Source organism: Nocardia kruczakiae NBRC 101016, assembly GCF_001612965.1.
GTDB classification, from domain to species: Bacteria; Actinomycetota; Actinomycetes; order Mycobacteriales; family Mycobacteriaceae; genus Nocardia; species Nocardia kruczakiae.
Map to the genome: position 1 here is coordinate 143981 of NZ_BDBL01000022.1, position 20578 is coordinate 164558.

Consider the following 20578-nt stretch of genomic DNA (forward strand, 5'->3'; position numbering starts at 1 on the left):
GTGCGTACGTCGTACGCGACCGGGGTACAGCGTACGCATCCGGCCGCAGAAAGGAAAGCGAGTTTCGATGCCGAAACCTTCCCACCCATCCTCACCTGCGCCTTCGGGCTCCCCGAGCCCGTCTCAGCCCGAGCGGCTGACGCGGGCGGCGATCGTCGACACCGCTATCGCGCTGGCGGATGCCGACGGCATCGACGGATTGTCCATGCGCCGTATCGCCGAGCGGATGGGCGTGGGCGCGATGTCGCTGTATCGGCACGTACCGAACAAGGACGCGCTGCTGGCCGATATGACCGACGAGGTCGCGCGCCGCTACCCGTATCCGGCGCCGGAAGCGGGCTGGACCTGGCGCGACCGGGTGCGCGCGGCCGCCGATATCGACTGGCAGCTCTACCGGCTGCATCCGTGGGTGTTGTTCACCTTCGCGGTGCCGCGCTACAACTTCGGCCCGCACAGCCTGGCGTGCCTGGGCTGGCTGACCGAGGGTCTGCTCGAACTGACCGATGATCGCCGCGAGGCCACCGCGATGGCTCTCGAGGTCTGGAGTTATATCGCCGGCATCGCTCTCCAGCAGGTCAGCGCCACCATTCTGGCCGCCCGCGAGGACGAGCACGACGAATCCTCCGGTCTGACAGCACTTCTCGAGGGCACCCCGCGCTGGCCGAGCCCGCCCGCGCTGGCGCCCCTCGAGGGCACCGGACTCGGCGATCTGCTCGATCCGGTGCGGCAATTGCATTCGGGCCTGGCGGCGATGTGCGACGGTTTCGCCGCACGCCACCGCTGACCGACACTCAGTAGTACGACCGGCCCTGGATCCCGCCGGAGACCGACCAGACCTCCACGATCAGCCCGTCCTCGACGCGGAGGATATCGGTGCCGCTCACGGCGATCTCACCGTCCGCGACCGGTCGCCGCGAACCATAGGGCCGCGCCACGGTCCCGGTACGGCGGTCGTCGATCTCGACGACCGCCTCGCCCTGGGTTTCGAATCGCTGCCCGGGCGCGGCCGCGCGGAAGGCCGCGATCTGCCGCGCGAACGTCTCCGGATCGTGGATGCTGTCGTAGACCTCGGCGCCCGGCTGGGCATATCGAAGTGTGAAGTGCGGGGCCATGATTCGGCTCGCGAGCCCCAGCTCCCCGTTCCACATCGCCGTCCAGCGGTCGAAGAGTTCGATTCCGTATGCGCGCATGTCCACTCCAATAGTCTCATTGATACGGTATGACGGATATGAAGCTATAGTCTCAGTGAGACCGTGTCAATGCCGTTCCGAACCGAGACGTGCCGAACCGAAAGCTGACGACCATGGCGGATCTGGGAGCGCAGGACCATATCGTGCTCGGGCTCATCGCCCGGCACGGCCCACTCACCCCCTACGAACTCAAAGCACGCATGGAGGAGAGCGTCGACTACTTCTGGCCGGTGCCGCACGCGCAGCTCTACCGCATCCCGGCCCGGCTGGCCGAGCGGGGCCTGCTGCACGAGGACGCCGAGGAGACCGGCCGCCGCCGGCGGGTATTCCAGCTCACCGACGCCGGACGCGAGGCGTTACGCGCATGGCTGGCCGACCCCGGATGCCCGCCGCCGGAGACGCGTGATCCGGCGCAGGTGAAACTGTTCTTCGCCGACCTCGGCGCACCGGAGGACGTGGTCGCCCTCGCGCGCCGCCAGGCGGCCGAGCACCGCCGCTGGCTCGACCGCTACCGCGCGATGCACGCCGAGATCGACCCGGCCGATACCGTGCGGGCCCAATCCCGTTCCCGCATCCTGGAACTCGGCATCGGCCACGAACAGGCATACGTGGACTTCTGGACCGAACTCGCCGACCGTCCCGACCGGGTCGGGCACGGCGATTCGGCACCGGTCAGCCGGTGACCACGGCGTAGGCGAATCCGTCCCAGCCCTTACTGCCCACGGTCTGCAGCACGGTGGCCTCGAGCCGCGGCTCCTCGGCGAGCAGTCCCAGCGCTTCCCGGGCCCCGCGGACCGCGGGGTCGCCGGGATCGCCGCCGGCCAGGGCGCCACGGCGCACGACATTGTCGACGATGATCACCGAACCGGTCCGGGTCAGCCGCAGGGCCCACCGCACGTAGTTGGCGTTGTTGACCTTGTCGGCATCGATGAAGACCAAATCGAAGGGCTCACTGTGGTCCTCGGCGACTCCCGGCAAGGTGTCCAGCGCCGCGCCGACCCGGATCTCCACCCGCTCCCCCACACCCTTGCCATCGAGGTTGGCGCGGGCCACCTCGGCGTGGTGCGGATCGTATTCCAACGTCACGACGCGCCCCTGCGGTCCCACCGCACGCGCCAGCCACAAGGTGCTGAACCCGCCGAGCGTGCCGATCTCGAGGACACGCCGCGCCCCGGCCGACAGCGCGAGCAGATACAGGAATTTGCCCTGCGCCGGCGAGACGTCGATGGGCGGCAGGCCCGCCTCGGAATTCGCCTGCGCCACATCGGAATCGGCATCGCCGATCAGAGTGTCCACGACGTAGCGATCGACCGCGCCCCATTCGGCATTCGTCATATCGGCCAGTGTGCCACCGCGACCGCACCGGCGCAGCGCAGCGCCGTCGGCGCCCCCGCACCGCAGAATCGCGCGGGATCAGAACAAGAAGTAGCGCTGCGCCATCGGCAGCTCGGTGGCCGGCTGCTGGTCCCACACCTCACCGTCGATGCGGACGGTGAAGGTGTCGGGTTCCACCTCGATGCGCGGCATCGCGTCGTTGAGCGGCAGATCGTTCTTGGTCCGGCGGCGCACATCGGCCACCGGCACGAGTGTGCGCCGGACCTGCAGTCGCTCGGCGAGTCCGTCCTCGACGGCCTGCGGGGAGACGAAGTGCAGTGACGTCCCCGCCGCCACCACCGGCGCGGCGCCGAACATCGGCCGCGGCAGCACCGGCTGCGGGGTCGGGATCGAGGCGTTGGCATCACCCATCGCGGCCCAGGCGATCGCGCCGCCCTTGAGCACCGCGTGCGGGCGCACGCCGAAGAAGGCCGGCTCCCACAGCACCAGATCGGCCAGTTTGCCGACTTCCACCGACCCGATCTCGTGGTCCAGGCCGTGCGTCACCGCCGGGCAGATCGTGTATTTCGCGATATAGCGGCGCACCCGGTGATTGTCGGCGGCCCCGTCACCGGGCAGCGCGCCGCGGCGGACCTTCATCATGTGCGCGGTCTGCCACGTCCGCATCACCACTTCCCCGATGCGGCCCATCGCCTGGGAATCCGAGCCGATCATCGAGATCGCGCCCAGATCGTGCAGCAGGTCCTCCGCGGCGATGGTGGAGGGCCGGATCCGGCTCTCGGCGAAGGCGAGATCCTCGGGCACGGCCGGATTGAGGTGGTGGCACACCATCAGCATGTCCAGATGTTCGTCGAGAGTGTTGACCGTGTGCGGGCGAGTCGGATTGGTCGAGCTGGGCATCACGTTCGGGTGCGAGGCGACGGTGATGATGTCCGGCGCGTGCCCGCCGCCGGCGCCCTCGGTGTGATACGAGTGGATGGCCCGCCCGGCGATCGCGGCGAGGGTGTCCTCGACGAATCCGGCCTCGTTGAGCGTATCGGAATGCAGCGCGACCTGGACTCCGGCGGCATCGGCCACCCGCAGGCAGGCGTCGATCGCGGCCGGGGTGGTTCCCCAGTCCTCGTGCAGCTTGAATCCGCCCGCGCCGCCGCGTAATTGCTCCCACATCGCCTCGGGACGCACGGTGTTGCCCTTGCCCAGCAGCAGGATGTTGACCGGCCAGCCGTCGGTGGCCTCCAGCATGCGGCCCAGATGCCAGGCGCCGGGAGTGACCGTGGTGGCCTTGGAGCCCTCGGCCGGCCCGGTTCCGCCGCCGATCAGGGTGGTGATACCGCCGCCGAGCGCCTCGTCGAGCAACTGCGGGCAGATGAAGTGGACGTGGCAGTCGATCGCGCCGGCGGTGAGGATGCGGCCGTTGCCGGCGATGATCTCCGTCGACGGGCCCACGACGAGATCTGGATGCACGCCGTCCATGGTCTCCGGATTGCCGGCCTTGCCGATCGCGCAGATCCGGCCGTCGCGAATGCCGATGTCGGCCTTGATGATTCCCCAGTAGTCGATGATCACCGCCCCGGTGATCACGGTGTCCGGGGTGCCCTCGGCGCGGGTGGCGCGAGCTTGGCCCATCGATTCGCGCAAGACCTTGCCACCACCGAAGACGGCCTCGTCACCGGCCAGTCCGGGTCCGCCGCAGCGGTCTTCGGTGATCTCGATCAGAAGATCGGTGTCGGCCAGGCGAATTCGATCCCCGACTGTGGGGCCGAAGAGCGTGGCGTAACGAGCGCGGGACAGTTCCGCCATCAGTCGACCGGCCTTCCGTCTGTCTCGCCGGACCGGTCGGTTACCGGGCCGAGCGGTCCCGGCGCCTCCGGGCCGATTCCGTACACCTCGCGGCTGCCGCCCAGCGGTACCAGCGAAACCCGCTGCGCCAGACCGGGTTCGAAGCGCACGGCGGTCCCCGCCGGGATGTCGAGTCGGCGGCCGTGTGCGGCGACCCGGTCGAACTCGAGGGCGGTGTTGGCCTGCGGGAAGTGCACGTGACTGCCCACCTGCACCGGCCGGTCACCGGTGTTGACCACCTCGAGTTCGATCCGGTCGGCGCCGGCGTTGATTTCGATGGGGTCGGCGGCGAGCAGATACTCGCCCGGCACCGGGCCGTGGCCGCTCTCGGCGGATCTCGCGCTCATCGGTGCCCTCAGCCGATCGGGTGATGCACGGTCACCAGTTTGGTGCCGTCGGGGAAGGTGGCCTCGACCTGGACGTCCGGGATCATCTCCGGCACACCCGCCATCACGTCGTCGCGGGTGAGCACGGTGCGACCCGAGGACATCAACTCGGCGACGGTGCGGCCGTCGCGGGCGCCCTCCAGGACGTGGTCGGTGATGATGGCGACCGCCTCGGGGTGGTTGAGTTTGAGCCCGCGCGCCTGCCGCCGCCGCGCCAGCTCGGCCGCGTAGCTGAGCATCAGCCGTTCCTGCTCGTGCGGTGACAGACGCACATCGCCTCCTCGGCTGCTCGGGCGTACGGTGCTCGATATCTTGGCACGGCCGTACCGGGTGCGCTCGTCGTCGTGTCGGCGCTCGCCTTCAGGGCTAGCGTTCGGCCGCGCCGTCCGCGGTGAGGTTCTGCAGCCGCACCTGCCCACGCGCGACCACCCGGTCCTGCTCGTCGGTGATCTGGACCTGCCACAGCTGCTGCGATCGGCCCTGGTGAATCGGGGTGGCGACGCCGCGCAGGCTGCCCTCGCGGACCGCGCGCAGGAAGTCGGTGTTGTTGTTGACGCCCACCACATGTCCGCGGTCGCCGAACCAGACACCGCCGCCGACACTGGCCAGGGTTTCGATGATCGTGCAGTACACCCCGCCGTTGACGATGCCCGCGGGCTGATGCAACTGCGGCGAGACCACCCACTCCCCGACCACACGATCGGGCCCGACCTCGGTGTACTTCAGACCGATGAGGTCGGTGAAGGTCCCCTCGCTGTAGCGGGTCATCTGCTCGGGCGTGACATCCGCCAGGGAACGAGCCTCGAATCGGTCGTGCTGTGTCATGGAAAAACACTTACACCACCCGAGTACCGCCCGGTACGGCGGTGCCGCACGCCCGGGCGCGGGCGGGCCCGGTAATCGGGCAGCACACCTGGTGATAACATGTGAAAATCGTTGTACCGCAGGGGCATACGCACTCACAGCGATCCGGCTACGGTTGTGATCACGGCGAGCGCAACCCTCGCTCCCGCATCCGCGCGGCCCTACCGTGGCGGCCATGACAGCCGCATCGGACACTCCGCTCAACGACATCGTCGACGCCACCGCACAGGCCGTGGCCGGCGATCCGGCGAAGGCGCAGGTCCTGTTTTCCGCCGCCGGCATCGCGGAGGGCGCCGTCGGCAGCGCCGTCACGGCCGGCACCTACACGGTCCGGGTGGACGAGCCGGCCGCGCTGGGCGGCGCGGGTACGGCGCCCAATCCGGTCGAGTTCTATCTCGCGGCGCTGATCTCCTGTCAGGTGGTGACCTATCGGTTCTGGGCGCAGCGACTGGGCATCGTCGTCGACGATCTGCGCATCGACGCCGAGGGCGACCTCGACGTGCGCGGCTTCTTCGGCCTCGACGACACCGTGCGCGCCGGATTCCAGCAGGTCCGGGTGACTGTGCACATCGACGGCCCGGAGCCGGCGGGGCGTTACGCTGAACTGCAGGCCGCCGTGGACGCCCACTGCCCGGTTCTCGACATCTCCACCGGGCCGACGCCCGTGCTGACCACACTGATCACTTCCGAGTCGGAAAACTCCACAGTTTCCGCCTGATTCTTCGCGAATCGGGCATCCTTGGGGGCGGCGCACCGCCGCCTCATGCGCGACGACCCATCCCACCTACACCTTTTGGAGCTGAAACCCATGACCGACTCCGTCGAGCCGAACGATCCGGCGCAGAACTGGAGCTTCGAGACCAAGCAGGTTCACGTCGGCCAGATTCCCGACGGCACCACCAACGCTCGCGCGCTGCCGATCTACCAGACCACCTCCTACACCTTCCGCGACACCGATCACGCGGCGGCGCTGTTCGGTCTGGCCGAGCCCGGCAACATCTACACCCGCATCATGAACCCCACCCAGGACGCGGTCGAGCAGCGCATCGCCGCCCTCGAGGGTGGTGTGGCGGCACTGCTGCTGTCCTCGGGCCAGGCCGCCGAAACCTTCGCGATCCTCAACATCGCGGGCGCCGGTGACCACATCGTCTCGAGTCCGCGCCTCTACGGCGGCACCTACAACCTGTTCCACTACACGCTGCCGAAGCTGGGCATCGAGGTGTCGTTCGTCGAAGATCCCGACGATCTGGATCAGTGGCGCGCCGCGATCCGCCCGAACACCAAGGCGATCTACGGCGAGACGGTGTCCAACCCGCAGAACCACATCCTGGATCTGCCGGGCCTGGCCGAGGTCGCGCACACCGCCGGTGTGCCGTTCATCGTGGACAACACCGTGCCGACCCCGTATCTGATCCAGCCGCTCAAGCACGGCGCCGACATCGTCGTGCACTCGGCGACGAAGTACCTGGGTGGCCACGGTGCGGCGATCGCCGGCGTGATCGTCGACGGTGGCACGTTCGACTGGACGGTGACCGACGAGCAGGGCAACTCGCGCTTCCCCGGCTTCACCACCCCGGACCCCAGCTACCACGGCGCGGTCTTCGCCGATCTGGGTGCGCCGGCGTACGCGCTGAAGGCGCGGGTGCAGTTGCTGCGCGACCTCGGCTCCGCGGTGGCGCCGTTCAACGCGTTCCTGATCAGCCAGGGTCTCGAGACGCTGAGCCTGCGGGTGGAGCGGCACGTCTCGAACGCGCAGGCGGTCGCGGAATTCCTCACCGAGCAGCCGGAGGTGACCAACGTCTTCTACGCGGGTCTGCCGTCGTCGCCGTGGTACGAGCGTGGCCGGGAACTGGCGCCGAAGGGCACCGGTGCGATCGTCGGCTTCGAGTTGGCCGGCGGTGTGGACGCGGGCAAGAAGTTCGTCGACGCGCTGACCCTGCACAGCCATGTCGCCAATATCGGTGATGTGCGGTCGCTGGTCATCCACCCGGCCTCGACCACCCATTCGCAGTTGACTCCCGAGGAGCAGCTGGCCGCGGGTGTGACGCCGGGCCTGGTCCGGCTCGCGGTGGGGATCGAGGGGATCGAGGACATCCTCGCCGACCTGCGGACCGGTTTCGCCGCCACGCACTAGTTCTCACCGATGCCCGGTTCACCGCCACCCCGGCGGTGGGCCGGGCATCGTCGTGTCTGCGAAACAATTACCGGCACATCGAGATTCGCGCGGGGACGTTCGGGGAAACGACGCGGCGGGCCCTCCGTGACGAAGGGCCCGCCGCGGGCAGTGGATCGGGGAGTCGACCGCAGCCCTCGGGACTCTCGCTCGATCCGGACGCCGAGTCGAGTGTAGGTCAGCCTTACCTAACCAAGCAAGAGCGACGTACCGGCAAACCGCGATCGGCCAATGCCAACAGCAGCGCCTGACCCCGCTCGGTCCCGGCATCCGCGCGGGTCCGCGCCAATTCCGGCACGTAGGTGGCCGCGCCGACGATGGATTCGCCCACCAGATTCCAGAATCGTGCCCGGCTCAGCCCGGCACAGCGGTACAGGCTCTCGCACACCAGCGTCAGTGCCGCCTCACAGCGATGCGCCAGCCACACCGACAGCGCCCGATCACACGGCAGCGTCACCACCCCCGGACGCCCGGCCAGCGGATCACCCGCCACCACCCGAATCGTCGTGTCGGACAGGCCCGCCCAGTCCAGTCCGCCGTCGTTGTCGGTGTGCACCCACAGATTCTCGAGCCCGGGATCCCAGGCCCGGTTGTCGCAGACCGCCAGCGCGACCACCCGGCCGACCACGGCATGGATCAGGGCTGTGGCGACCACCTCGGCGGCGATCTCAGCGCTGACCATCTCCGCCGCGTGCCGGCGATACATCAGCTCGATGCGACCTTCGCGCACCCCGTCGGCCAGTCGCCACCAGCGCCGGCGACCCTGTTCGGCCATCGCCGCCATGGCGTAGACCCGCGGATGGCCGGGCTGCAGCGCGCGCAGCCGGACGCAGATCTGTTCGAACGCCGGCTCGAGACGGCGAGCCGGGAAAATCGTCACTGGTTCGGACATCGAACCCCCTCAACGTTCGGCATTACGGTCGACAACGGAAGATAGGTTAGGCTTACCAGACTTGTCATTGCCATGAAACGCGTCACCCAGGAGTCGTTCGCCGCCGTGTCCGCCGCAGTCACCACCCCCCGTCGCCGCGCGACCGGCCTGGCACTCCTGGCCGGGGTGCTGCTGCTCGCCGTCGTCGCCGGACTCGCCGTCGGCGCGAAATCCCTGTCCCCGGCAGAGATCTGGCATGCCGTCTCCTGTCCGGACGGCGTGCCGTTCACCTGCCCGGCGGACGGACAGGCCGATCGGATCGTGCGCGAATTGCGGTTGCCCCGAACGGTTCTCGCACTGCTCACCGGCGCCGCGCTCGGTATCGCGGGTGCGTTGATCCAGGGCTACACGCGCAATCCGCTCGCCGACGCCGGATTGCTCGGCCTCAACGCGGGCGCGGCGTTCCTGGCCGCGCTCGGCATTCACCTGTTCGCACTCACCCAGCCGAGCCAGTACATCTGGTTCGCCTTCGCCGGGGCGCTGGTGGCGGGCGTGGTGGTGTTCGGCGCCGCGGCGACCGGCGGCAGCCGGTCCACCCCGTTGACGCTGGTCCTGGCCGGTGCGGCGGTCACCGCACTGCTGCAGGCGCTGACCAATGCGGTGATCCTGCTCGATCCGGCCGCACTCGACACCTACCGCTTCTGGGTGGTCGGCACACCCGCCGGGCACGAACCCGCGGTGGCGGCCCAGGTGGTGCCGTTCATCCTCGCGGGAGCGGTGCTGGCGATCCTGGCCGCGCCCGGGCTCAACGCGATCGGACTCGGCGAGGACGTCGCGCGCGGACTCGGGGTGAACATCGCGCGCAACCGTGCGATCGGACTCACCGCGGTGGTGCTGCTGACGGGCGCCGCGACGGCCGCGGTCGGCCCGATCGCCTTTCTCGGACTGGTCGTTCCGCACCTGGGCCGCATGATCACCGGCCCGGATCACCGCTGGCTGATTCCGTATTCGGCGTTGCTCGGCGCGATCGTGCTGCTGCTGGCCGATGTCGTCGGCCGGGTGATCGCACCGCCCGGGGAGTTGCAGGCCGGTATCGTGCTGGCCGCGATCGGCGCACCCTGTTTCATCGCCCTGGTGCGCCGGCGGAAGGTGGCCGAACTGTGAACGCGCGCAGCGATATCCGTACTTCCGATGCCGCGGGCACGGAATCGACGACCGGGGCAGGGAATACCGGAGACGGACAGACCGGGGACGCCGGCACGGAGGCGGTGTCCGGCTTCGGCGGCGACTCTTCCAGTGCTGCCGAGGCGGCGTCCGGCTCCGTCGGCGATTCGAGGAGCGCTCCCGACGGGGGCCGATCCGGCGCGGAGCTGACCGGGGTCCGGCCGGCCGTTCGGGTCGCCGGAATATCGGCGGTGCTTCGTCTTTCGATGCTGCTGACGCTGCTGGTCCTCGCCGCGGCGATCGTCGTCCTGTTCGTGGTCGACATCTCCGTCGGCGACTATCACATCGCGCTCGGGCGGGTGCTGGACGTGCTGACCGGCGGCGGAACCCGCTCGCAGCGCTACGTCGTCACGGAATCTCGATTGCCGCGAGCGGTCACCGCGCTGGTGGCCGGGGCGGCGCTCGGCATCGCGGGCGCGATCACCCAGTCGATCCTGCACAATCCGCTCGCCAGTCCCGACGTCCTCGGCATCACCTCCGGGGCGAGCTTCGCCGCGGTGGCGGTCCTGGCCGGCGCGGGTGGCACCGCCACCGGACTCGTGGCGTCGCTGGGTGTTCCGCTCGCGGCGCTGGCAGGCGGGCTGGCCACGGCCGCTCTCATCGGCGTCCTGGCGCTGGGGCGCAACAGCGGCGGCGACACCGGGCTGAGCGGAATGCGATTCATCCTCATCGGCATCGGGGTCAACGCGCTGCTGCTGGCCGGTATCAACTGGCTCGTCACGCGGGCGAGCCTCGACGACGCCACCCGGGCGCAACTGTGGCTCACCGGCTCGCTCAACGGCGCGGACTGGAATCGGACCGCGGCCGCGGCCGCCGGACTCGTCGTCGTGATCGCCATCGCCGCGGGCTCGGCGCGCACCCTCGCCGCGCTGCGCTTCGGCTCCGACACCACTCGTGCGCTCGGTGTGCGCGTGCAGACCCAGCAGTTGGTGCTGATCGGCGCCGCGGTGGCGGCGGCGGCGCTGGCCACCGCGGCGGTCGGCCCGCTGGCCTTCGTCGGATTGGCCGCGCCGCAGATCGCGCGCCGGCTGCTGCGCACTCCCGGCGAGCCCGTGATCGGCTCGGCCCTCACCGGTGCGCTGATCGTGGTCGCCGCCGATGTCGCGGCCCGCACCGTCGTACCGGTCGATCTGCCGGTCGGCCTGGTCACCGCCGCGTTCGGCGGACCGTTCCTGCTGTTGCTGCTGATACGCGTGAACCGGAAGGCGACATTGTGAGCACCCGAACCCCGCACCGGAGCACCGGCCACGACGACGCGCACCGCCTCGCCGCGGAGAACATCACCCTCGGCTACGGCGGCCGCGTCATCGTCGACGGCCTCAGCGTCGATATCGAACCCGGCCTCATCACCACCGTGATCGGACCGAACGGTTGCGGCAAATCCACACTCCTGCGTGGACTGGGCCGCTTGCTGCGGCCGAACGCGGGCCGAGTCCTGTTGGACGGCAAGGCGATCGCCACCATGAAAACGCGCGACGTCGCCCGCATCGTCGGCATGCTGCCGCAGACCCCGGTCGCGCCGGAAGGCCTGACCGTGGCCGATCTGGTCGCGCGCGGCCGCCATCCGCATCAATCCTGGCTGCGCCAGTGGTCGGCCGACGACGAAACCGAGGTCGCGCACGCCCTCGCCCAGACCGGCGTGGCGGAACTGGCCGACCGCACCCTCGACGAACTGTCCGGCGGACAGCGCCAGCGCGCATGGATTTCCATGGCGCTGGCGCAGGGCACCGACATCCTGCTGCTCGACGAGCCCACCACCTATCTGGATCTGGCCCACTCGCTGGAGGTCCTCGACCTCGTCGACCGGCTGCACGACGACCTGGGCAGGACCGTGGTCATGGTGTTGCACGATCTGAACCTGGCCATCCGCTACAGCGACCGGCTGATCGTCATGCGCGAGGGCCGCATCGTCGCCCAGGGCGCGCCGGGCGAGGTGATCGATGCCGAACTGTTGCGAACGGTATTCGGCCTGCGTGCCGAGGTGCACACCGATCCGGTGTCGGAGCGGCCGATGATCGTGCCGATCGGATCCCGGCACGTGATCGGCGCGGTCGGCGGACCACGCGCGGCCGATTCCGAGGCGGGTTCCCCGACGCCCCTATGAAAAATCCCACACAGCTACCGACCGGTTACGACGAACTGTAGTACGCATTTGTGTCGTTGCCTCCGTAAGCTGGAGGGATGGCAGGTCTTGGTGAACTCGAGAAAGCGGTCATGGACCAGTTGTGGTCGGCCGATGAACCGCAGACGGTACGGCAGGTCCACGAAGCCCTCGCCGCGCGCCGCGAGCTCGCGTACACCACGGTGATGACGGTGCTACAGCGGTTGGCGAAGAAGAATCTGGTCGTGCAGCAGCGCGACGACCGGGCACATCGATACGCGCCCGTGCACACGCGCGACGAACTCGTGGCCAGTTTGATGGTCGACGCGCTGCAGCAGGCCGACGAAGTCGGTTCCCGGCGCGCCGCGCTCGTGCACTTCGTCGAACAGGTCGGAAAGGACGAGGCTGCCGCACTCCGGGATGCACTCGCTAAGCTCGAAGCAACCGAGACCGCGCGCAACCCGTCCGAGGACGAGAACACCGCGTCCGACGACAACGGAGTCGCCCCGCCGCAGTAGCTGCGTGGTGCTCTCCGGCGCCGCGATCTCGGGCCCCTGGCCCCACAACGCAGTGAGCTGAGTATGAACGCAACCGCGCCGGTCTTCGCCGGTCTCGCCTTGCTTCTCGCGGGACCGGTCCCGGCTCTGCTCAGCCGAGCCACCTGGCCGTACCGGACACCCCGCGCGGCGCTGGTTTTGTGGCAGGCGGTCGCGCTGGCGGCGGTGCTGTCGGCGTTCGGATCCGGGCTGGCCATCGCCAGCCTGCTGCTCGTCCCGGGACCCGACGGCCGCCCCACCACCTCCCCGACCAAGGAGATCGACGCGCTCGGTCTGGGGCTCTGGCTGATCTACGTCGTCGTCTTCGCACTGACCCTGCTGGTCGGCGCGCGCCTGATCTATGCCTCGATCCGGGTCGGCGTGCACACCCGCCGCCGCCGCGCCCGGCACCGGATGCTGGTCGACCTGCTCGACCAGGGTGGCGACGCGACCCACGGCGATCTCATCGCGACCTCACCGCTGGCCGGTACCCGCGCCGCGGATATCCGCGTCCTGGCTGCCGCCGAACCCATCGCCTACTGCCTGCCCGGGCTGCGCCAGCGCGTCGTGCTGAGCCAGGGAACGTTCGCGAATCTGTCGAAATCCGAGCTGACCGCGATCGTGAGCCACGAGCGTTCGCATCTGCGGGCGCGTCACGACCTGGTGCTGGAGGCGTTCACCGCCGCGCACGAGGCGTTCCCGCGGGTGGTGCGCAGCAAATCCGCGCTGGATTCGGTGAAATTGCTGATCGAACTGCTCGCCGACGATTCCGCCGTCAAGGTCACCGGCCCGACCCCATTGGCCCGCGCCCTGGTGACCTGCTCGAATTCCACCGCCCCGCAGGGAGCCATGGCCGCCGGCGGGCCGACGACGCTCATCCGGATCCAACGCCTGACCGGTCCGCTCGGCGATCTGCGCATCGCGACCGCGGCGTACGTGACGGCCGCCGCGATCCTGGTGATCCCGACCCTCGCGGTGGCGATTCCGTGGCTGGTCGAATTGAACCGGTTGCTGAGTGCCTGAGCGACGGCGTTCACCGGGGTCTCGCGGCCGGCAGTCGAACGACCGCGGCGACAAGCCCTTCGGACGCGGCGGCCCCTGGGGCACGCGATCCTCGGAAGGTTCCGGGCGAACCGCGGGCGGACGGCCGACGGGCGAGCGCAAGGGACGATCGGACCGCACGCCGGGCACCGGAGACCGGGCGCCGAAGGACGGTCGCCGAGCCGGGCGCGAAACCGAACTGTCGACCTCATCCCCCGGCAGCGAAGCGTCTCGCGGACCGGCCGTGTTCGCAGGGCCCGGATTCGCGGAACTCGGCCTGCCGGTCGAACTGGTCCAGGCATTGCGGCGCCAACGTCTCGAGACGGCCTTTCCCATTCAGGCTGCGGCGATTCCGGATGTGCTCGCCGGTCGCGATGTGCTGGGACGCGCGGCCACCGGTTCCGGCAAGACACTGGCCTTCGGCCTGCCGATGCTGGTCCGGCTGCGGCGCGGGGCGTCCGCACCACGTCGTCCTCGCGCACTCGTACTCGCCCCGACCCGAGAGCTGGCCGCGCAGATCGAGGCGGCCCTGGACGAGGCGGCGCTGTCGCTGGGCCTGCGAGTGGCGACCGCTGTCGGCGGCGTACCGATCAAACGGCAAGCCGATCGCCTGGCCCGCGGGGTGGACCTGTTGGTCGCGACCCCCGGCCGGCTCACCGACCTCATCGACCAGGGCAAGGTCGGCCTGGACGCGGTCCGCGTGGTCGCGGTCGACGAAGCCGACCACATGGCCGAACTGGGCTTCATCGACCAGATCCGCGCGATCCTCGACCGCCTCCCCACCGACACCCAGCACCTGCTCTTCTCGGCAACCTTGGACGCCGCTGTCGATACGCTGGTGCACACCTATCTGAACGACCCGGTCAACCATGACGTCACGACCACCGCGGCGACGCAGCGGGCCTCGGGCGAGCAAGCCGGGAACCGCGCGGCGCCAGACCAGGACGGGTCCGGTGACATCGAAAAGCACACCGGGCGCCGGGCCGCGGCATTCGAGCCGAGATCCGGCGAGCCGGGGCCGTCCGCCTCGGACTTCCTGCCGGATTCTGTCTCTTCGGGCGGCGACCCGTTGCGATCCGCGGCGCCCGGATCACCGGCATACCGCGCCGCGGATTCGGCGCCGGCCGCGCGGCTCGAATCGCTTTCCGGCACAGCGAAAGTCGCGCACTACCTCGTGCAGGTACGAGCATCAGACAAGCGGGCCGTGGTCACGGAGATCGCCGCACGGGACGGGCGCACCCTGCTGTTCGTGCGCACCCAGTACGGCGCGGACAAACTCGCGCAGCGGCTGCGGGAGGTGGGCGTCGGAGCCGTCGCTCTACACGGAGGGCTGAGTCAGGCGCAGCGCACGCGCACCCTGGCGGCCTTCTCCGCCGGAGTGGCACCGGTGCTGGTCGCCACCGATGTGGCCGCGCGCGGTATCCACGTCGACGACGTCACGCTGGTGGTCCATGTCGATCCCGCCGCCGACGCCAAGGACTATCAGCATCGCTCCGGCCGCACGGGCCGCGCCGGCGCGGGTGGAACAATCATCACGATCAGCACCGATGCGGGCACGGAAACCGTGCTCAGCGACGCCGCGGTGGCGTTCGAGCAGCTGCGCGTGCGGTCGGGCGACTCCCGGCTCGCCGAGTTGGCCGGGGCCCGCCCGCCCACCGGACGCCCGCTCCCGGATCCGGCCGCCGCCCCGTCTCAGACGGCCGACACGCCTGGAGCGGACACGCCTGGAATGCGTCGGCGGAACACCCAGCCGCCGCGCTCCCGCAAGCGCCGCGCCACCTGAATCCCGAACCGGGACAACCCGATCCCGTCCACGTGGCCGCAGGCCGGCCGCCAGGCGACGTCACCTCGCCGTCATCTCTCCGAAATACCTTCCACGACAGCAGAATTCACCGCATCCGTGCGCGACCCGTCCTTCAAATCCACGCCGGATCGTCCCAATGCGCGCGCACCCGCGACCAGACCCGCGACCACTACTGCGGCCTGCCGATACCCCAGCCCCTCGGGCGGGTGGATATTCGACACGCAGTTGCGTTCGGCGTCGGTGCGTCCCGGGCGGGGATGGTGGGTGAGATAGATGCCGAGACTGTCGGCAACCGACAGTCCGGGGCGTTCACCGATCAGCACCAGCACGGTACGCACGCCGAGAGCGGCACCGAGATGGTCGCCGATCGCCACCCGCGCCTGCGTCGCGATCACCGGCGGGGCCAGCGCGTAGTGCGGGGCGAGTTCGTCGACCAGGGCAGCGAGCAGATCCGGGCCGTGTGTCGCGAGCGCATGGGGAGACAAACCGTCGGCCAGCACGAAGCCCACATCGAAAGCACTGGGCGACAAATTCTTTCGTACCTCCGAGAAGTCCTCGGGCTCTCGTCCGAGATCCGGCCGACGCAGATATTCCGCGCGGTCTCGCGCCCGGCTGCGGACGGGGATCGGCGTCCCGATGCCCAGCGCGGCGACCCGTTCGCCCAGTGCATCCACGTCCACCGACGTGTGCACAGCATCGCGCGCCGCCGCATGTGCGGCCCGGAATTCCAGCACCCGCGCGGTCGGCAGTGCGTCACCAGCCCGCCCGAGCCCTATCCGCGCCTGGGTCACCTTGCGCAACTCCCGCCAAAACAGGTCACCACCCGCATCCGCGCCGCCGGCGCCGCCCGCCCGCTCCACTCCGGCCGAGTTCGTACCGATGGTGCTGATCGTTTCCGCATCGTCCGCGCTCACCGCGCCCACACTCGACCGCTTCGTCTTCGCCGCAACAGCACTCGACCCCGCGCCGCTCACCCTCACCGGTCCCGCACTCACACCGGCGGCGCTCGGAGGCGCGGCGCCTTCGATCGCACCCGCTTCGGTCACCTTCATTTCGCCTTCGTCGGCAGATCCCGCACTCATCGAGGCCCCGCCAATTCCCGCAGCGGCGAGCTCAGCGGTTCCACCACGGCGATACCGCCCGTCGCGTCCAGCATGCCCAGCCCCGCCAGCCACTGCTCGAACTCCGGCGCGGGCGCCAGGCCCAGCAGCCGGCGTACGTACAACGCGTCGTGGAAGCTCAGGCTCTGGTAGCCGAGCATCACGTCGTCGGCCCCGGGCACCGCGATCACGAATGCGACGCCGGCTGCGCCCAGCAGCGTCAGCAGGGTGTCCATATCGTCCTGATCAGCCTCGGCGTGGTTGGTGTAGCAGACATCGACGCCCATCGGCAGGCCGAGCAGTTTGCCGCAGAAGTGATCTTCCAGCCCCGCCCGCACGATCTGTTTGCCGTCGTACAGATATTCCGGACCGATGAACCCGACGACCGTGTTGACCAATAGCGGCTCCAGCTCCCGCGCGACCGCGTACGCCCGCGCCTCGAGCGTCTGCTGATCGACGGGCCGACCGCCGGTACCGAGATGCGCGCCCGCCGACAGCGCCGAGCCCTGCCCGGTTTCCAGATACATCACGTTGTCGCCGACGGTTCCGCGCCCCAGCGACCGCCCGGCGGCGTCGGCCTCGCGCAGCAGCGACAGATTCACCCCGAAACTCGCATTCGCCGTCTCGGTGCCCGCGACCGACTGGAAGACCAGATCCACCGGCGCCCCCGCCTCGATCAGCCCCAGCGTGGTGGTCACATGGGCGAGCACGCAGGACTGGACCGGGATGTCGAATCGGGTCCGCACGTCGTCGAGCAGCGTCAGCAGCTCGGCGGCGGCTCGCGGTGAGTCGGTAGCCGGATTCACGCCGATCACCGCATCCCCACAGCCGAGCAGCAATCCGTCCAGTACCGCCGCGGCGATTCCGCGCGGATCGTCGGTGGGGTGATTGGGCTGCAACCGGGTGGCCAGCCGCCCCGGCAGTCCGATGGTGGTGCGGAAACCGGAGCGCACCTCGGCGGCCCGCGCAACTGCGATCAGATCCTGATTGCGCATCAGCTTGCTCACCGCCGCCACCATCTCCGGTGTCAAACCCGCTGCCACGGAACGCAATACCGCTGCGGGCGATTCCGGCTCCGATCCGGCGGCCACCGCGAGCAGCCAGTCCCGCAGCCCGCCGACGGACAGGTGCGCGATCGGCGCGAAGGCGGCGCGATCGTGGTGGTCGAGAATCAGCCGGGTGACCTCGTCGGTCTCGTAGGGCACCACCGGATCGTTCAGGAATTCGCGCAGCGGCACCTCGGCCAGCGCCCATTGCGCCGCGGCGCGCTCCGCGTCCGAACTCGCCGCGCACCCGGCCAGTTCGTCGCCGCTGCGCAGCGGTGTCGCCTTCGCCAGCAGGTCGACCAGCCCGTCGAAGGCGTAGGTCCGGCCGTGGAGGGTCTGCTGATACCGCGTCATCGGCTCTCCTCCGGATACGCGCGTCCTGTCCACCCTCACCGCCGGTGGTGGCTGCCAGCGTACCGCCGCGCCCGCACCCCGCGATGTCCGTTATGTCCCAACACGTTACGATCGGGTAAGCACTCCGACACTACGGGGAGGCGCGCATGACCGAACGCAAACCGGCCCGCATGGGATTCGAATCCTGGATCGACAAGCAGATCCGCGAGGCGACCGAGCGCGGCGAATTCGACAATCTGGCCGGCACCGGCAAACCCCTGCCCGGTATGGGCGAGCCGTACGACGAGAACTGGTGGCTGAACAACTACCTGCGCCGCGAGGGGGTGGGCGGTGAGGCGTTGCTGCCGACCTCGCTGACGCTGCGCCGCGATCTGGAGCGGTTACCCGAGCGGGTGGCGGAGATGGACTCCGAGGCCGAGGTCCGCGCCTACGTCTCCGATCTCAACATGCGCATCGTGGAATGGATCCGGATGCCGCACGGACCGCACGTCCGCCTCGCCCCGCCCGAGCCGACGAGGTCGTCGCACGCTGGCGCGCCGACCGGCGCATCCGGCAACGGCCGACCGTGGGCAGCGGAAAGCCCTCTCCCGCAGCCACTTCCACGCGACAACGAGGCAGCCGCCCACCGTGGTGGCGCCGACTGGTCCGCCGCGACCGCCCCGGCGCCGCCTAATCCTCGGAAGGCGGGAATCCGCCGGTGGCCACCGGCCCCCACCGCTGCACTTCGATCCGGATCAGCGACTTGTTCTGCCGCGCCATCGCCGCGCGATAGTCGTCCCAATCCGGATGCTCACCCGCGATGCAGCGGTAGTAGTCCACCAGTCCGTCCAGCGCTTCGGGCATGTCGAGCACCTCGGCGCGCCCGTCGATCTGGACGTACGGGCCGTCCCAGTCGTCGGAGAGCACACAGATCGACACCTGTGGGTCGCGCCGGACGTTGCGGGTCTTGGCCCGCCCGGGATAGGTGGAGATCACGATCCGGCCCGCGTCGTCGACGCCGCAGGTCACCGGAGACATCTGCGGGGCACCGTCGGCGCGCGTGGTGACCAGGACGCCACGGTGGCGCGCGCGGGCGAAGTCGAGCAGTTCGGTCCGGTCGACCTCGGTGGCGGTCGCGATCCGTGGCATGGGCGATCCTTTCTCGACGGTCTTCTCGCACCCACCCTGCCATGATCGATTCCCCTACAATGGCCGGAGTGCAGTTTCTCCCAGGACACACGCCGCCGTACGACCTCACCTACGACGATCTTTTCCTCGTACCCAATCGCACCGATGTGTCGTCGCGGTTCGATGTGGACCTGTCCACCAGCGACGGAACCGGCACCACCATTCCCATCGTGGTCGCGAACATGACCGCGGTCGCCGGGCGCCGCATGGCCGAAACGGTCGCGCGCCGCGGCGGCATCGTGGTGCTGCCGCAGGATCTGCCGATCACCGCGGCCGCCGACACCATCTCCTTCGTCAAGAGCCGTTCGCTCACCGCCGACACCCCCGTCACGCTCGGGCCCGATCACTCGGTATCGGACGCGCTGGCGCTGATCCACAAGCGCGCCCACCGCGCCGTGGTGATCGTCGAGAACGACAAGCCGGTCGGTGTCGTCACCGAAGCGGCCTGCGCCGATGTGGACCGGTTCGCACGGCTGCGCACCGTCGCCGACGCCGATTTCGTCAGCGCCGCCGCCACCGCCTCGCCGCGCGAGATCTTCGACCGGCTCGAGGCGGCCCATGCCGGTCTCGCGGTGCTGGTCCACGACGACGGCACCCTCGCCGGTGTGGTGACCCGCACCGGCGCGGTCCGCGACGGCATCTACACCCCGGCCGTGGACCGACACGGCACATTGCGCATCGCGGCCGCGGTCGGGGTGAACGGCGACATTCCGGGGAAGGCGAAGGCTCTGGTCGACGCCGGCGCGGACGTCCTGGTCATCGACACCGCCCACGGCCATCAGGAGAAGATGCTCGAGGCGCTGCGCGCGGTCGCCGACCTGAAACTGGGCGTGCCGCTGGTGGCGGGCAATGTGGTGTCCGCGGCCGGAACCCGCGACCTGGCCGAGGCCGGCGCCGACATCGTCAAGGTCGGCGTCGGCCCGGGCGCCATGTGCACCACCCGCATGATGACCGGTGTCGGCCGCCCGCAGTTCTCCGCGGTCGCCGAATGTGCCGCGGCGGCAAAGGATCTCGGCGTGCACATCTGGGCCGACGGTGGCGTCCGTCATCCCCGTGACGTAGCGCTGGCACTGGCCGCGGGCGCGTCGAACGTGATGATCGGCTCCTGGTTCGCCGGCACCTACGAATCGCCCGGCGACCTGCGCGTCGACCGCGACGGCAACGCCTACAAGGAGAGCTTCGGCATGGCCTCCAAGCGCGCCGTGGCCGCCCGCACCGCCGCCGACAGCGGATTCGACCGCGCACGCAAGGCGCTGTTCGAAGAGGGCATCTCCTCCTCGCGGATGCGGCTGGATCCGGAACGCCCCGGCGTCGAGGACCTCATCGACCACATCTGTTCCGGTGTGCGCAGCGCCTGCACCTACGCCGGGGCCCGCACGCTCGCCGAACTGCACGAGAAGGCGGTGCTCGGCGTGCAGTCGGCCGCCGGTTTCGCCGAAGGCCGCCCGCTGCCCTCAGGGTGGTGACCCCGCCCACGCCCGTCCGCTGCGAGCGGTCCTGGAATGTGGCGCCACCTGCGGGATCGGGAGATTTCACCCCGCCGCACC

General features: G+C 69.8%; 21 protein-coding genes and 1 pseudogene. 12 read left to right on the forward strand and 10 right to left on the reverse strand.

The window, feature by feature from the left end:
- The first annotated feature begins 67 nt into the window (after positions 1-67).
- Positions 68-784, forward strand: a complete 717-nt coding sequence (locus tag NK1_RS16965; protein WP_063009756.1) for a TetR/AcrR family transcriptional regulator — start codon at positions 68-70, stop codon at positions 782-784.
- Positions 785-791: 7 nt separating this feature from the next.
- Here the strand turns inward: NK1_RS16965 and NK1_RS16970 are convergent, their stop codons facing one another.
- The gene (locus NK1_RS16970) at positions 792-1190 is read right to left on the reverse strand and encodes a nuclear transport factor 2 family protein (RefSeq protein WP_218023132.1); all 399 of its coding nucleotides are present in this window, start codon (positions 1188-1190) and stop codon (positions 792-794) included.
- Positions 1191-1303: 113 nt separating this feature from the next.
- On the opposite strand from NK1_RS16970, the gene NK1_RS16975 reads away from it, so the two are divergent.
- Positions 1304-1873 (forward strand): PadR family transcriptional regulator, encoded by a 570-nt coding sequence (locus NK1_RS16975; RefSeq protein WP_063906030.1) that lies wholly within the window; start codon positions 1304-1306, stop codon positions 1871-1873.
- Here NK1_RS16975 and NK1_RS16980 read toward each other — a convergent pair.
- The 5 genes from NK1_RS16980 to NK1_RS17000 form a co-directional block, all read right to left on the reverse strand.
- Positions 1863-2525, reverse strand: a complete 663-nt coding sequence (locus NK1_RS16980; protein ID WP_063009762.1) for an O-methyltransferase — start codon at positions 2523-2525, stop codon at positions 1863-1865. The genes NK1_RS16975 and NK1_RS16980 overlap by 11 nt on opposite strands.
- Positions 2526-2603: 78 nt before the next feature.
- Positions 2604-4325, reverse strand: coding sequence for an urease subunit alpha (locus NK1_RS16985; RefSeq protein ID WP_063009763.1), 1722 nt, complete (start codon positions 4323-4325; stop codon positions 2604-2606).
- The gene (locus tag NK1_RS16990) at positions 4325-4711 is read right to left on the reverse strand and encodes an urease subunit beta (RefSeq protein WP_063009765.1); all 387 of its coding nucleotides are present in this window, start codon (positions 4709-4711) and stop codon (positions 4325-4327) included. The genes NK1_RS16985 and NK1_RS16990 overlap by 1 nt, the downstream gene beginning before the upstream one ends.
- Before the next feature lie 8 nt (positions 4712-4719).
- Positions 4720-5022, reverse strand: a complete 303-nt coding sequence (locus NK1_RS16995; RefSeq protein WP_063009767.1) for an urease subunit gamma — start codon at positions 5020-5022, stop codon at positions 4720-4722.
- 94 nt (positions 5023-5116) lie between these two features.
- On the reverse strand, positions 5117-5575 hold the full coding sequence (locus tag NK1_RS17000; RefSeq protein ID WP_218023133.1) for a PaaI family thioesterase: 459 nt from the start codon (positions 5573-5575) through the stop codon (positions 5117-5119).
- A gap of 214 nt (positions 5576-5789) precedes the next feature.
- On the opposite strand from NK1_RS17000, the gene NK1_RS17005 reads away from it, so the two are divergent.
- Positions 5790-6332: an OsmC family protein gene (locus NK1_RS17005; RefSeq protein WP_063009769.1), complete on the forward strand. Its 543-nt coding sequence runs from the start codon at positions 5790-5792 to the stop codon at positions 6330-6332.
- A 90-nt stretch (positions 6333-6422) separates the two neighbouring features.
- Positions 6423-7748 carry a bifunctional o-acetylhomoserine/o-acetylserine sulfhydrylase gene (locus NK1_RS17010; protein ID WP_063009771.1) on the forward strand — a complete coding sequence of 442 codons (1326 nt, stop codon included), beginning with the start codon at positions 6423-6425 and terminating at the stop codon, positions 7746-7748.
- A gap of 223 nt (positions 7749-7971) precedes the next feature.
- Here the strand turns inward: NK1_RS17010 and NK1_RS17015 are convergent, their stop codons facing one another.
- Positions 7972-8679 carry a hypothetical protein gene (locus NK1_RS17015; protein ID WP_063009773.1) on the reverse strand — a complete coding sequence of 236 codons (708 nt, stop codon included), beginning with the start codon at positions 8677-8679 and terminating at the stop codon, positions 7972-7974.
- 72 nt (positions 8680-8751) lie between these two features.
- On the opposite strand from NK1_RS17015, the gene NK1_RS17020 reads away from it, so the two are divergent.
- The 6 genes from NK1_RS17020 (at position 8752) to NK1_RS35395 (ending at position 15343) form a co-directional block, all read left to right on the forward strand.
- Positions 8752-9822 (forward strand): FecCD family ABC transporter permease, encoded by a 1071-nt coding sequence (locus NK1_RS17020; RefSeq protein WP_063009775.1) that lies wholly within the window; start codon positions 8752-8754, stop codon positions 9820-9822.
- A gap of 251 nt (positions 9823-10073) precedes the next feature.
- The gene (locus tag NK1_RS17025; protein WP_369689819.1) at positions 10074-11099 is read left to right on the forward strand and encodes a FecCD family ABC transporter permease; all 1026 of its coding nucleotides are present in this window, start codon (positions 10074-10076) and stop codon (positions 11097-11099) included.
- A complete protein-coding gene (locus NK1_RS17030; protein WP_063009777.1) occupies positions 11096-11986 on the forward strand; it encodes an ABC transporter ATP-binding protein in 891 nt (296 codons plus the stop codon). The genes NK1_RS17025 and NK1_RS17030 overlap by 4 nt, the downstream gene beginning before the upstream one ends.
- A gap of 77 nt (positions 11987-12063) precedes the next feature.
- Entirely contained in the window at positions 12064-12501 is a 438-nt protein-coding gene (locus NK1_RS17035; RefSeq protein ID WP_051024559.1) for a BlaI/MecI/CopY family transcriptional regulator, read from the forward strand.
- Between the two features lie 63 nt (positions 12502-12564).
- Positions 12565-13542 (forward strand): M56 family metallopeptidase, encoded by a 978-nt coding sequence (locus NK1_RS17040; protein WP_063009779.1) that lies wholly within the window; start codon positions 12565-12567, stop codon positions 13540-13542.
- A 262-nt stretch (positions 13543-13804) separates the two neighbouring features.
- Positions 13805-15343: a DEAD/DEAH box helicase gene (locus NK1_RS35395; RefSeq protein ID WP_439955944.1), complete on the forward strand. Its 1539-nt coding sequence runs from the start codon at positions 13805-13807 to the stop codon at positions 15341-15343.
- A 71-nt stretch (positions 15344-15414) separates the two neighbouring features.
- Here NK1_RS35395 and eutC read toward each other — a convergent pair whose 3' ends face one another.
- Together eutC and NK1_RS17055 are read right to left on the reverse strand one after the other, a co-directional pair.
- Positions 15415-16179, reverse strand: a complete 765-nt coding sequence (eutC, locus tag NK1_RS17050; RefSeq protein ID WP_063009823.1) for an ethanolamine ammonia-lyase subunit EutC — start codon at positions 16177-16179, stop codon at positions 15415-15417.
- A 263-nt stretch (positions 16180-16442) separates the two neighbouring features.
- Positions 16443-17864, reverse strand: coding sequence for an ethanolamine ammonia-lyase subunit EutB (locus NK1_RS17055; RefSeq protein WP_063009781.1), 1422 nt, complete (start codon positions 17862-17864; stop codon positions 16443-16445).
- A gap of 170 nt (positions 17865-18034) precedes the next feature.
- On the opposite strand from NK1_RS17055, the pseudogene NK1_RS35780 reads away from it, so the two are divergent.
- Positions 18035-18199 (forward strand): annotated as a pseudogene (locus NK1_RS35780) (DnaJ family domain-containing protein); the annotation flags it as partial.
- Between the two features lie 334 nt (positions 18200-18533).
- On the opposite strand, the gene NK1_RS17060 reads toward NK1_RS35780, so the two are convergent.
- Positions 18534-18992: a PPOX class F420-dependent oxidoreductase gene (locus NK1_RS17060; protein ID WP_063009782.1), complete on the reverse strand. Its 459-nt coding sequence runs from the start codon at positions 18990-18992 to the stop codon at positions 18534-18536.
- A gap of 68 nt (positions 18993-19060) precedes the next feature.
- Here NK1_RS17060 and NK1_RS17065 point away from each other — a divergent pair, with 68 nt between their 5' ends.
- Positions 19061-20497, forward strand: a complete 1437-nt coding sequence (locus NK1_RS17065; RefSeq protein ID WP_039777986.1) for a GuaB1 family IMP dehydrogenase-related protein — start codon at positions 19061-19063, stop codon at positions 20495-20497.
- Positions 20498-20578 lie beyond the last annotated feature (81 nt).